General features: G+C 71.3%; 11 protein-coding genes. 6 read left to right on the top strand and 5 right to left on the bottom strand.

The window, feature by feature from the left end:
• Positions 1-84 precede the first annotated feature (84 nt).
• Genes pcaH through A6I89_RS01155 form a run of 6 tightly spaced genes read left to right on the top strand, consistent with a single transcriptional unit; the run spans position 85 to position 6010 of the window.
• A complete protein-coding gene (gene pcaH, locus A6I89_RS01180) occupies positions 85-807 on the top strand; it encodes a protocatechuate 3,4-dioxygenase subunit beta (RefSeq protein WP_005518695.1) in 723 nt (240 codons plus the stop codon).
• On the top strand, positions 800-1444 hold the full coding sequence (pcaG, locus tag A6I89_RS01175; protein WP_022597153.1) for a protocatechuate 3,4-dioxygenase subunit alpha: 645 nt from the start codon (positions 800-802) through the stop codon (positions 1442-1444). The genes pcaH and pcaG overlap by 8 nt, the downstream gene beginning before the upstream one ends.
• Before the next feature lie 13 nt (positions 1445-1457).
• A complete protein-coding gene (locus tag A6I89_RS01170) occupies positions 1458-2789 on the top strand; it encodes a lyase family protein (protein WP_022597155.1) in 1332 nt (443 codons plus the stop codon).
• The gene (pcaDC, locus tag A6I89_RS01165; RefSeq protein WP_022597156.1) at positions 2786-3973 is read left to right on the top strand and encodes a bifunctional 3-oxoadipate enol-lactonase/4-carboxymuconolactone decarboxylase PcaDC; all 1188 of its coding nucleotides are present in this window, start codon (positions 2786-2788) and stop codon (positions 3971-3973) included. Before A6I89_RS01170 ends, pcaDC begins: the two co-directional genes overlap by 4 nt.
• Positions 3974-3975: 2 nt before the next feature.
• Positions 3976-4806, top strand: coding sequence for an IclR family transcriptional regulator (locus A6I89_RS01160; protein ID WP_005518689.1), 831 nt, complete (start codon positions 3976-3978; stop codon positions 4804-4806).
• Positions 4799-6010: an acetyl-CoA C-acetyltransferase gene (locus tag A6I89_RS01155; protein WP_013416755.1), complete on the top strand. Its 1212-nt coding sequence runs from the start codon at positions 4799-4801 to the stop codon at positions 6008-6010. The genes A6I89_RS01160 and A6I89_RS01155 overlap by 8 nt, the downstream gene beginning before the upstream one ends.
• A gap of 83 nt (positions 6011-6093) precedes the next feature.
• On the opposite strand, the gene A6I89_RS01150 is transcribed toward A6I89_RS01155, so the two are convergent.
• Genes A6I89_RS01150 through A6I89_RS01130 form a run of 5 tightly spaced genes read right to left on the bottom strand, consistent with a single transcriptional unit; the run spans position 6094 to position 12503 of the window.
• Positions 6094-6915, bottom strand: coding sequence for a sugar phosphate isomerase/epimerase family protein (locus tag A6I89_RS01150; protein ID WP_022597159.1), 822 nt, complete (start codon positions 6913-6915; stop codon positions 6094-6096).
• A complete protein-coding gene (locus A6I89_RS01145) occupies positions 6912-8636 on the bottom strand; it encodes an FAD-dependent oxidoreductase (protein ID WP_022597161.1) in 1725 nt (574 codons plus the stop codon). Before A6I89_RS01145 ends, A6I89_RS01150 begins: the two co-directional genes overlap by 4 nt.
• Entirely contained in the window at positions 8633-9727 is a 1095-nt protein-coding gene (locus A6I89_RS01140; protein WP_022597162.1) for a Gfo/Idh/MocA family protein, read from the bottom strand. Before A6I89_RS01140 ends, A6I89_RS01145 begins: the two co-directional genes overlap by 4 nt.
• Entirely contained in the window at positions 9727-10530 is an 804-nt protein-coding gene (locus A6I89_RS01135; RefSeq protein ID WP_022597164.1) for an aldo/keto reductase, read from the bottom strand. The genes A6I89_RS01140 and A6I89_RS01135 overlap by 1 nt, the downstream gene beginning before the upstream one ends.
• Positions 10527-12503, bottom strand: coding sequence for an oxidoreductase (locus A6I89_RS01130; RefSeq protein WP_022597166.1), 1977 nt, complete (start codon positions 12501-12503; stop codon positions 10527-10529). The genes A6I89_RS01135 and A6I89_RS01130 overlap by 4 nt, the downstream gene beginning before the upstream one ends.
• Between the last annotated feature and the right edge of the window lie 74 nt (positions 12504-12577).

Raw genomic sequence — 12577 nt, 5'->3', positions numbered from 1 at the left:
CTACCGTGTTCGTATAGCGTCACATCGTCCACATTGCGAACAGCATTCGGTTCCCCCTCACCCTGTTCCCCGAAGAGGTCTCTCATGCTCCATCTGCCCCCGCAGTACCGGCCGCTCGGCGCCGGCGTGAACGCCCCGCCCGACTTCGCCGACTACAAGACGACCGGTCTGCGCAGTCCCCGGCAGCCCCTGAAGTTGCTGCCGCAGCGCCTCGGTGAACTGACCGGACCGGTGTTCGGCGAGGACCGCATCCAGGCCGGCGACGCCGATCTGACCATCGCGAACGGCGGCGAAGCCCAGGGCCAGCGGATCGTCGTGCACGGCCGCGTGCTGGACTCGAACGGCAAACCCGTCCCGAACACCCTGCTCGAGGTGTGGCAGGCCAACGCCGGCGGCCGCTACCGCCATACGGGTGACAACTGGCCCGCACCGCTCGACCCGCACTTCGACGGAGTGGGTCGCTGCGTCACCGACGCCGACGGCCACTACACGTTCACGACGATCAAGCCCGGTGCGTACCCGTGGCGCAACCACGACAACGCGTGGCGCCCGTCGCACATCCACTTCTCACTGTTCGGCACCGCGTTCACCCAGCGCCTGGTCACGCAGATGTACTTCCCGGACGATCCCCTGTTCTTCCAGGACCCCATCTACAACGCCGTGCCCGCCGAGGCGCGGCACCGGATGGTCAGCGTCTTCGACTACGACGCGACCGTGGCCGACTGGGCACTGGGGTTCCGCTTCGACATCGTCCTCCGCGGACGCGACGCCACTCCGTTCGAGGACGACGAGGATCACGATGACTGACACCGCCCCGCAGCACACCGCCCCGCTCTACCCCGTCACGCCGGGCGACTTCACCACCGCCCCATTCGGTGTCACCCCGTCGCAGACCGTGGGCCCGTACTGGCACATCGGCCTGCCCTGGGCCGACGGCCCCGACGTCGTGGCGCCGGGGACCCCCGAACGGATCACGCTGCGCATCACCGTCATCGACGGCGACCGCGTCCCCGTGGCGGATGCGATGGTCGAGACCTGGCAGGCGGACGCGGTCGGCCGCTTCGCCCATCCGGACGATCCGCGCGGCGCAGCCGCACCGACTCCGGCGGGATTCCGCGGCTTCGGCCGGGCCGGCGCCGACGAGACGGGCACCGCGGTGATCCACACCGTCAAGCCGGGCGCCCTCCCCGCGGAGAACGACACCGTCGAGGCGCCGCACGTCAACCTCGGCATCTTCGCGCGGGGCATGCTCGAGCGCCTCTACACGCGGCTGTACTTCCCGGAGGACACGCAGGCTCATACCGGCGATCCGGTGCTGCTGGCACTGCCCGAGTCGCAGCGACCCAAGCTGATCGCGAGCAGGACCGACGACGGTTACAGCCTCACGGTCTATGTTCAGGACAGCGACCCCGACGGTGTCGAGACGCCGTTCTTCGAGCTGTGATCAGGAGCCTGGCGTGACACACACCCGCGGTGAACTGTTCGACCCCGTCTTCGGCGGCTCCGCCGTCGCCGCGGAGGTCTCGGATCACGCGTGGGTGGTCGCGCTGCTCGAAGTCGAGGCCGCGCTGTCCCGGGCGGCCGCAACGGTGGGCCTGGTGACGGTCGAACACGCGTCGATCGTCACCGGCGTCGCGACCAGGCTCGCCGCGCCCGGCGCGCTCGACATCGCCGACCTCGGCCGCCGATCCGCCGCAGGCGGCAACCCGGTGATCCCGCTCGTGCAGATCCTCCGATCGACCTGCGCCGCCGAGGGGGTGCCGAGGTCCGCCGTGCACGTGGGTGCCACCAGCCAGGACGTGATGGACTCGGCGCTGATGCTGTTGTCGCGCAGGGCGGGTCGGCATGTGCTCGCCGATCTGCGGGTCGCGGCGAACGCCGCGGCCGAACTGGCCCGGCGGCACCGTGCCACCCCGATGGTCGCGCGCACCCTGGGACAACAGGCACTACCGACGACGTTCGGCGCACTGGCGGTGTCCTGGTTCACCGGTCTCGACGACGCGGTGGCCCGGATCGACCGGGCACTGTCCGCGCTGCCCGTCCAGTTCGGTGGTGCCGCCGGCACCCTCGCCGCCGTCCACCCGCACGGCCTCGCGATGGCCGACGCCCTCGCGGCCGAGCTGGGCCTGGCCCGGCAGGTGGCGCCGTGGCACACCACCCGCACGCCCGTTGCCGCACTCGCGTCCGGCCTGGGGATCGCCGCCGGAGCAGTGTCGAAGCCCGCCACCGACGTCATCGCGATGGCCTCCACCGAGTTCGGGGAGGTGGCCGAGAACGCACCCGGTGGGTCGTCGGCCATGCCGCACAAACAGAATCCGGTGTCCGCGATCGCCGCGCGAGCCGCGGCTCGGCGGGTGCCGGGCCTGGTATCGACGATCCTGGCGTCGATGGACCACGAGTTCGCGCGCGCCGCGGGCGCGTGGCATGCGGAGTGGGAGACGGTCGGCGACCTGCTGCGGCTCACCGGCGGCGCCGCGCGGCGCCTCGCGTCGAGCCTCACCAGTCTGCACGTCCATGCCGATGCCATGTCCCGCAATCTCGACATCACCGGGGGCCTGATCCTCGCCGAACGGGTGACCGGGGCGCTCGCGGCCCACACGGACTCGGCCCGCGAGATCGTGACCGCCGCCGCGTCTTCGGGATTACCGCTCGATCAGGCGCCGGAGATCACCGCGCACCTGACGGCCGGCGAGCTGCGCGATCTGCTCGACCCCGCGAACTATCTGGGCCACGCGATCGATCTCGTCGACCGTGCGCTCGCTTCTCGAACCACCGGAGGACACCCATGACCGAGGACGGGCGCACTGCCCTGCACTACGAACTGCACGGTGACCCGGACGCCCCGCCGGTTCTCCTGCTCGGCTCGCTGGGCTCGGACCTGCACATGTGGGCCCCCCAGATCCACGCACTCTCGGCGCACCATCGTGTGATCGCCGTCGACCATCGCGGCCACGGCGGATCCCCGGCCCCGACCGGGCCGTACACGATCGCGGGCCTCGGCGGCGACGTCGTCGCGCTCCTCGACACACTCGGGATCGACGCGGTGCACTTCGTGGGCCTGTCCCTCGGCGGCGCGGTCGGACAGTGGCTGGCAGCACACCGCCCGCAGCACCTGCGCACGCTGACCGTGCTGTGCACGGCAGCGCAGTTCGCGCCCGCGCAGCCGTGGCTGGACCGGGCGGCGGCCGTCCGCGCCGACGGCGTCGCCTCCATCGCGGACGCCGTGGTCGGACGCTGGTTCACTCCCGAACTGGCGCAGCGGGATCCGGAACTGGTGGCCCGCCACGTCGCGATGGTGCGCGGCACCACCGACGAGGGCTACGCGGCCTGCTGCGAGGCGCTCGCGCACTGGGACGGCCGGCCCGACCTGGCGCGCATCGTCGCACCCACACTGGTGATCGCTGCGGAACAGGACGGCCCCACTCCCCCTGCAGCGCTGCAGGAGATCGCGGACGGTATCGCGGGCGCCGAGTTCCACGTCGTGTCGCCCGGTGCACACCTCGCGAACGTCGAGCAGGCCGGCACCGTGACGCGGTTGATCGCCCGCCACATCGCGGCCGCCACTCCGGTCGGGGTCGCCCGACGAGCGGTTCACGACGCCGGAATGTCGGTACGCCGTTCGGTTCTCGGCGACGCGCATGTGGACCGCGCGATCGCGAACAGCACCGCGTTCACGGAACCGTTCCAGGACTTCATCACCCGTACGGCGTGGGGCGACATCTGGGCACGCGAGGGCCTCGACCACCCCACCCGGCGTCTGCTGACGCTCGCGATCCTCACGGCCGTCGGTAACGAGCACGAACTGGACATGCACATCCGGGCCGCACTGCGCGCGGGCACGGCCCCGGAGTTGCTCGTGGAAGTATTCCTCCATACCGCGGTGTACGCGGGTGTGCCGAACAGCAACCGGGCCTTCGCGCTCGGCAAGCAGGCTCTCGCCGACCTGGCGGGCGCCACCGAGGGGAGTACCTGACAGTGACGAATTCGAGCGGGACCGAAGCGGCCGGGGCGTCGACCGACTACGTGCAGTCACTCGCGCGCGGGCTTTCCGTCATCAAGGCCTTCGACGCCGAGAATCCGCGTCGCACGCTCAGCGACGTCGCACGTGCCACCGATCTCACCCGGGCGACCGCTCGACGCTTCCTGCTCACCCTGGCCGAGCTCGGGTACGTCCGCACCGACGGATCGGCCTTCTGGCTGACCCCGCGGGTACTCGAACTCGGCTACAGCTACCTGTCCAGCCTGTCGCTGCCCGACATCGCCGGACCACACCTCGAGGCGCTGTCCGACCGGGTCCACGAATCGACGTCCGTGTCGATCCTCGACGACGGCGACGTCGTGTACGTGGCGCGTGTGCCGGTCCGGCGCATCATGACCGTGTCCATCACGATCGGCACCCGCTTCCCCGCGTTCGCGACGTCGATGGGACGCGTGCTGTTGGCCGGTTTGAGCCCCGCGGAGCTGGACGCCTACCTCGCCCGCGTGGATCTGACCCCCATCACGGGCCGCACCATCGCCACACCTGCCGCCCTGCGCGACGAGCTCGACAAGATCCGGGTCGACGGCTTCTGCGTCGTCGACCAGGAACTCGAGGAGGGTCTGCGCTCGCTGGCGGCACCCATCCGCGACCGCGACGGCACCGTCGTCGCGGCCGTCAACATCTCGACACAGGCTGCGCGCTACACGACGGAGGCGGTGTACGACACGCTCGTGCCGGCCGCCGTCGCGACAGCCGACGCCATCTCGGCCGACCTGGCCCGTACCCAGACTCAATCGCCATCGCACCAAGGAACGAGATATGCCTGACGCAGTCATCTGCGAGCCCCTCCGCACCCCCGTCGGCCGCTTCGGTGGCGTCTTCCGGGACGTCGCCCCCGAGGATCTCGCAGCCACGGTGATCACCGAAATCGTCACCCGCACCGGCATTTCCGGTGGAGACATCGACGACGTCATCCTCGGCCAAGCCTCCCCCGGCGGCGAGGCGCCCGCGATCGGGCGAGTTGCGGCTCTGAACGCCGATCTGGGAGTGGACGTTCCCGGCCTGCAGGTGGACCGGCGTTGCGGTTCCGGGTTGCAGGCGATCATCCAGGCCGTGATGCAGGTCCAGTCCGGCGGCAGTGACCTCGTCCTCGCCGGTGGCGTCGAGTCGATGAGTCAGGCCGAGTTCTACGCCACCGGGATGCGGTACGGCGTCCGCGGAGAGTCCGTGGCGCTCAACGACCGTCTGGCGCGCGCCCGCGTCACCGCGGGAGGCCGTAACTATCCCGTCCCCGGCGGCATGATCGAGACCGCCGAGAATCTGCGTGCCGAGTTCGACATCAGCCGCGAGGACCAGGACGCGCTCGCGGTGCAGTCGCATCGACGTGCCGTCGCGGCGCAGCAGAGCGGCATCTTCGCGCAGGAGATCGTCCCCGTGGCGGTCCCGCAGCGCCGGGGCGACGCCCTCATCGTCGACACCGACGAGCATCCCCGCGCCGACACGAGCGTCGAGTCCCTCGCGAAGCTGCGCCCGATCCGCGGCAACATCGACCCCGGCTCCACCGTCACCGCCGGCAACGCCAGCGGCCAGAACGACGGTGCCGCAATCGCAATCGTCACGACACCGGAGAAGGCGGAAGCTCTCGGGCTTCGTCCGCTCGCGCGCCTCGCGAGCTGGGCGGTCGCCGGTGTCCCGCCCCGGACGATGGGCATCGGGCCGGTCCCCTCCACCGAGAAGGCCCTCGCGCGGCTCGGCCTGTCGCTCGCCGACATGGGCGTCATCGAGCTCAACGAGGCCTTCGCGGCCCAGGCGCTCGCCGTGATCCGCACCTGGGGCCTCGAGCCCGACGATGCGCGCCTCAACCCCAACGGCTCCGGCATCTCGCTGGGTCACCCCGTCGGCGCCACCGGGGCCCGCATTCTCGCGACGCTGCTGCGCGAGATGGACCGTCGCGAGGCCCGATACGGCCTCGAAACCATGTGCATCGGCGGCGGCCAGGGCCTGGCCGCGGTCTTCGAGCGCATCGCCTGACCCCGGAAGACGAGCAGGGCCGGCCCCGTGGGGCCGGCCCTGCTCGTTCGCGTCGAGGGTGCAGCGGCGGAGGCGAGCCTCGGTCAGGCCGCCGGCACCGGCGAGACGACCTCGCGCGTGGCGGCGACGAGTCGATCGAGCCAGGCACCCGTACCGACCGCGCGGCGCAGCGGCTCGTTCGGCAGTTCGATGCTCACCGGCAAACCGGCCGGAAGCGTCGACCAGATGCCGGGGAGGTCGATCCCGCCGGTCCCCGGCACCAGCCGCTCCTCCCGGGCGTGCCGGATCAGCTCCGCGTCGTCGGCCGGCGCGGGCACGGAGCCGTCACACATCTGGGCGTAGTGCAGCCATTCGCGCGGGATCGCCGCGAGGTCCGCGAGCGTCGTCGAGGACCGCGCGACGTGCAGGGCGTCCACCAGGACGCTGCGGGCCGGGCCGTCCGCCTGCGCGACGATCTCCACCGCGGCCTTCGCGTCCGGGACCGCCGTCCACGGCATGAACTCGAGACTCGCGACGATGCCGTACCGCGCGCACAGCTCGGCGAGCCGGGCGTACGAGTCCGTCAGCCGGGCGCGGTCGGTGTCGTCGCCGCCGACGAGCACGGCCTTGGCCCCGAGCCGGGCGCCCGTCTCGAGCAGCGGCACGTACGCAGACGGGTCGAAATCCGCAGCGAGCCGGATGATCTCGAGGTCGAACACCTCGACCGGCGAGTCCGCGAGGCGACGCTCGAGTTCGACGAGCACGCGCTCGTCCTCGTGCAGCGGGTAGGCCGTAGTGCCGGGGGCGGCCGGCAGGAGGCGCAGCCCGATCGTGTCGAACCCGTGGCGCTCGGCGAGCCCCACGTGGTCGAGCGGCGCGGTGTCGAGCACGGTCAGTGCCGCCAGTCCGAGCGGTGCGGTGGTCATCGGTTTTCTCCCGTCGTCGAGGCGAGGCGGCGTCCGGTCAGGAAGCCGAAGGTCATGGCCGGGCCCAGGTTGATACCGCCGGACGGGTAGTGCCCGCCCATCACGCTCGACTGGTCGACCCCGACCGCGAACAGTCCGGGCACCGGCTCGTCGGCGGAGTTCAGGACCCGCGACTCGGCATCGGTGACGAGTCCGGCGAAGGTGCCGAAGCTGCCGGGCAGGACCTTGACGGCGTAGAACGGCCCCTTCTGCAGCGGGGCCAGCGCCGCGTTCGGCCACGGGTTGGCGTAGTCACCGGAGCCGATGGTGAACGGCGTGGTGCCCCGGCCGAACTCGGCGTCGACACCGGCGCGCGCACCCACGTTGAAGGCCTCGACGGTCTGCTCGAGCCCGACCGGATCCACGCCGATCTTCTCGGCGAGTTCGCGCAGCGTCGCGCCGCGGGTGAGGTAGCCCGAGCGCAGGTACGGCCAGATCGGAATCGGCAGGGGCTTGGCGAAGCCCAGCGGCAGGTACTTGATGTACTCCTGGTCTGCGATGAGCCACGAGCACACCTCCTCGCCCTCGGGCACCTGCTGCACCATCGCGAGGGTGTAGTCGTGGTAGCCGAGACCCTCGTTGACGAACCGCTTGCCGTTCGCGAGCACACCGATCACACCGGGCTTGCCGCGATCGAGGATGTGCGGGAACACGCCCTCCTTCCCGTTGCGGTACTTCACCACCGAGACGGGGCAGTACGCGACGGGGGACGCGACGCTGCGGTCGAGGCGGCCGCCGACCGACTCGCCGAGGGTGATGCCGTCACCGGTCGTGGTGGACGGCGTCAGCGTCCAGTGCTCACGCCCGGTCGGGGTGCGCGGGAACAGTGCCCGGCGCCGGTCGATGTCGTGGGCGAAGCCGCCGGTGGCGAGCACGACGCCGCGTCGGGCCGTCACGGTGTACGCGCCCTCGGGGCCGGCGAGACGAACGCCGGTCACCGCGCCCGAGTCGTCGGTGGTGAGCGCTGTCGCCGACGTCGAGACCCGGATCTCCACGCCCCGGTCCAGCGCCGAGCGCAGCAGCCGGCCCACCAGCGCCGTGCCGTTCACCAACTGCTGGCCGCGCTGGTGGAGCGCCAGGTCGATCAGGTGTTTGGTCACCCGCACACCGCAGTGCACGAACGCCTTGAACGAGCGGGTCGAGTGCAGGAACGCCTGCAGGTCCGGTCCGGCCATGATGCCCATGCCGAGGAACGACGTCTCGTACAGCTGCCGGCGCAGCAGCCGGGCGACGTCCGGGCCCAGCTTGCGCAGGCTCACCGGCTTCGGCCCCACCGAGCGGTGCCCGGTGCCGGCGCCGGGGGTGTCGCCGTGGATGTCGGCGATCTTCGCGCCGGGCGTGAACTGCAGTGCCGTCCGGGTCTCGAAGAACTCCACCATCTCCGGCGCCCCGTCGAGCAGCGCGTCCACCTTGGCACCGTCGAAGTTCTCACCGAGCCGGTTCTCCAGGTAGGTACGCGGCAGCGATCGGTCCTCGCGGACGCCGTCTGCGTGCGCGAACATATTGCGCGGGGCCCACATCCAGCCGCCCGACCACGCCGTGGCGCCGCCGCACACGTCGGCTTTCTCCACCACCAGGACCGAGGCCCCGCCCTCGGCGGCCGCGACCGCGGTCGACAGACCACCGGCTCCGGATCCGACCACCACGACGTCGTAGGTGGTGTCGTCGTTCATGTCGGTCATCGGGAATCCTTGTCGGCGAGCGGGGTTGGAGAAAGGTTCACGACCGTCCCGGTGCGGGAGGATTCGTAGATCGCGGCGACGATCGCGAGCGAGGCCCGCGCATCGCGGCCGGTGACGGCAGGTGCGCGCCCGGTGAGCAGGGCGTCCGCGAAGTCCTGCACCTGCTCGGTGTGGAAGTCGACCAGCCCGGCGTTGACCTCGCCGACGTCGATGTTGGCGTGGACCGCGGTGTGGAACGGCGGGCGCAAGTCCAGTTCGCCCGGCACCGTCCAGATCTCGTTGACGCCGTCGCGGCCCTCGGGGAACTCGATCAGGCTCGCGAGGGCACCGGTGGCACCCATCACCGTCACCCGGTTGCCCAGATTGTGGTTGGCGCCGGTCGTAGCAGTGATGGTCGCCGTGCCCCCGGACGCGAACGACACCACCGCCGAGGCACTGTCCTCGGTCTCGATGTGCGCGCCGTGCGTGTGGGTCCGGATGAAGCCGCTCACCTGCGTCGCCTCCCCCATGAACCACTGCAGCATGTCGATCTGGTGGACGGCCTGGGTCATGAGCACGCCGCCGCCGTCGGTGTCCCAGCGGCCCCGCCACGCGTCCTGCGCGTAGTAGCTCGACGGACGGTGCAGCAGCACCGACGCCTGGCCGAGTGTCGGGACCCCGAGCCGGCCGTCCTCGATCGCGGTCTTGATCCGGCGCGCAGCCGGCCAGAAGCGCCGCTGGAACAGCACACCGAACGTGATGCCGGCCCGGTCCGCGGCCTCGATCATGCGGTCGGCGGCAGCGACGTCCACGGCGATGGGCTTCTCGCAGAGCACGTGGATCCCGGCCGCGGCGGCGGCGAGCACCACCTCCTCGTGCACGGGGTGCGGGGTGCACACGGTGCACGCGTCGAGGCCGAGCGCGATGAGGTCGTCCACGGTGCGGACGGCGTTCGCGACCCCGTACTCGGCGGCGAAACCCCGAGCCCGGTCCAGGTCGAGGTCGGAGCAGCCGACCACCTCGACGCCGGGAACCTGTTGCAGGGCACGCGCGTGGTTGGCGGCGATCCTGCCGCAGCCGACGATGCCGACGCGCAACGTTGTGGTGGGCATCAGAAGTGCTCCTCTCGTTCGACGTCGCGGGCCGCACCCTCACCGCGATCGAGGCTGTCGAGGGCCGCGACGTCCGGTGCGGTCAGCGTCACGCTCAGGGCCGCGAGGTTCTCCGCCTGCCGCGCCGGGTCGGCCGACCGGACCACCGGCACCACGCCCTTGGCGCGGTGCCACGCCAGAACCACCTGCGCCGCAGAGCATCCGATCCGTCCCGCGATCTCGAGCACGACCGGGTCGGCGAGCACGTCGCCGCGTCCGAGCGGGCTCCACGACTGGGTGAGCACGCCCAGTTCGTCGTTCACCTCCCGCACCGGTGTCCGGGTGAGCGACGGGTCCATCTGGATCTGGTTCACCGCCGGGACCTCCCCCGTCTCCGCGACGACGCGGCGCAAGTGGTGCCCGAGGAAGTTGGAGACTCCGACGTACCGCACCAGGCCTGCGTCGCGGCAGGACAGCATGGCCTCGAACGTCGCGACGTAGCGGTCGATCCGGGGCAGCGGCCAGTGGATCAGGTACAGGTCCAGCCGTTCCAGTCCGAGCCGGTCGAGGCTGGCTTCGAGTGCGCCGCGAATGTCACCCGAGACCTGTTCGTTGCCACGGAGTTTCGTTGTGACGAACAGGTCGTCGCGCGGAACTCCGGACTGCGCCAGGGCGGCGCCGACGGCGTCCTCGTTGCCGTAGATCGAGGCCGTGTCGATCTGCCGGTAGCCGGCGTCGATCCCGGCGAGCACCGCCTCGGTGGCCTCGGCGCCGACGAGCGGCCAGGTCCCGAGCCCCATCGGGGGAAGATCGTCGCGGATCATGCGGACACCTCCTGAGCGGCGGCCGCGGCAGCGGTGATCGCCGACGCGACGTCGGCGGCCGTGACGACCGCGGCGTTGACCGAGCCGCCGTCTCCGCTCGCGTCGCCGACGGTGTGGACGCCCAGCCGCGGCGCCAGCGCCCGCAACTCGGCCAGCAGTTCGGTGCGCGGCTCGACGCCCATCGAGATCAGCAGTTCGCCCGGCGCCGCGACCTCACGCTCGACACCCCCGGTGGAGATCACCGCGGTGTCCGCCGTGACCCGCCGGACGATCGACGACAGGTAGGTGGTCAGGTTCTCGCTCGCCGCCAGCCGCGGCAGCAGCACGATCTTGCCGCGCCGTCCGACGTCGTGGGCGATCGTCTCCTGCGGTCCGACCATCACCACCGTGGTGCCGCGCTGCAGCAGATCGTCGGCCACCGCGGCGGCCTCGCGATCGGCCCCGAAGAACGTGATCGCCTCGGGCGCCGGATCACCCGACTGCAGGAACTCCCGCACGTCGCGGATGCGGCGCGTCTCGGCGCCGTCGAGATCGACGACCGGACCGCGGCCACCGGTAGCCAGCACGATCGCGTCGAAGTCCCGATCGGCGAGATCGGCGGCGGCCACCCGGGACCCGAGGTGGCACGCGACCTTCAACTCGGCAATCTCGTCGCGGTACCAGTCGACGAGCCGGCCGTACTCGGGGTACTCGTGCAGGGCCGAGGCGAGCGCGAAATCGCCGCCGAGGTAGTTCCGCTCGTCGAAGAGGTGGACCTCGTGCCCGACCAGCGCCAGCTCACGCGCGGCCGCCATGCCCGACGGACCGGCGCCGACGACGGCCACGCGCACCGCGTTCGGGGCCGGCTCGGTCGGCTGCTCCGCCTCCCGCCCCACCCACGGGTTGACCGTGCACGGGATCGGGCCGGCCGCCAGGCTGTCGATGCAGTAGTTGCAGGCGATGCACGGCCGGTAGCGGCCGCCGTCGAGGGCCCGGTTCGGGAAGTCCGGATCGGCGTGCAGCGTCCGGGCCATGCTCACGAAGTCGGCCTGGCCGGACTCGATGATCCGCGCCGCGACGTCCGGGGAGGTGATGCGGCCGGCGACCCCGACCGGCATGTCGAAGCCCCGCGTGTACTGCGCGGAGTACGGCGCGAGCAGTCCGCGCTCCCACTCACCCGGCTGGATGATCCACTGTCCGGCCTCGTAGTTGCCGGCCGAGACGTCGAGGAAGTCGAGCCGGTCGGTGTCGATCGCGTCGATGCGAGCCCGGGTCGTCTCCGGATCCAGACCACCCTCGACACCCTCGAACGCCGAGAAACGCAGGCCGAGAACGATCTCCGGGGCATGCTCGCGGACCGACACGATCACCCGGTTGACGAAGAGCGTCGGATCCGCCCACTCGTCGTCGCGCTTGTTGTACGCCGGGGACAGGAACTGGTGGATGAGGTAGCCGTGCCCACCGTGCAGCGAGATGACGTCCACCCCGGCCTTCTGGCAGCGCGCCGCCGCCTCGCCGTAGCACTCGATGATGTGCTCGATGTCGTCGCTCCCCAGCTGCTCGGGCATCTCCCCGCCGACCACGTGGCACGGGATCGGGCTGGGCGCGACCGGAACGAACCCGCTCACCGCGCCCTGCGCCGTGCGACCACCGTGATTGAGCTCGACACCGAGCAGCGCACCGTGCGCGTGCACCGCCTCGACCAGCCGGGCGATGCCGGGGATGCGCTCGTCCTCGTCGACGCCCATCTGCCGGATCCGGCCCTTGCCATCGGCGCGGACGTACGCGGCCTCGGTGAACACCAGGGCCGCGCCGCCGGCCGCCCGACGTTCGAGATAGGCGATGTACCGATCGGACATCGTGCCGTCGAAGTCGCAGTAGTTGCGTTCCATCGGAGCGGAGACGAACCGGTTGCGCAGACGCAGCCCGCCGATATCGAGCGGCTGCGCGAACGACTGGGACGCCGTCGCGTGGTCGGACAGCGAATGGGACATGGGAAAACTCCTGTAATGCAATGAGAATGAGAGCGGGGGTCCACAGGGCCACCCGGCCCGCGACCACCACTTTT

Source organism: Prescottella equi (genome assembly GCF_002094305.1).
GTDB classification, from domain to species: Bacteria; Actinomycetota; Actinomycetes; order Mycobacteriales; family Mycobacteriaceae; genus Prescottella; species Prescottella equi.
This window is presented reverse-complemented; position numbering and strand designations above follow the sequence as displayed.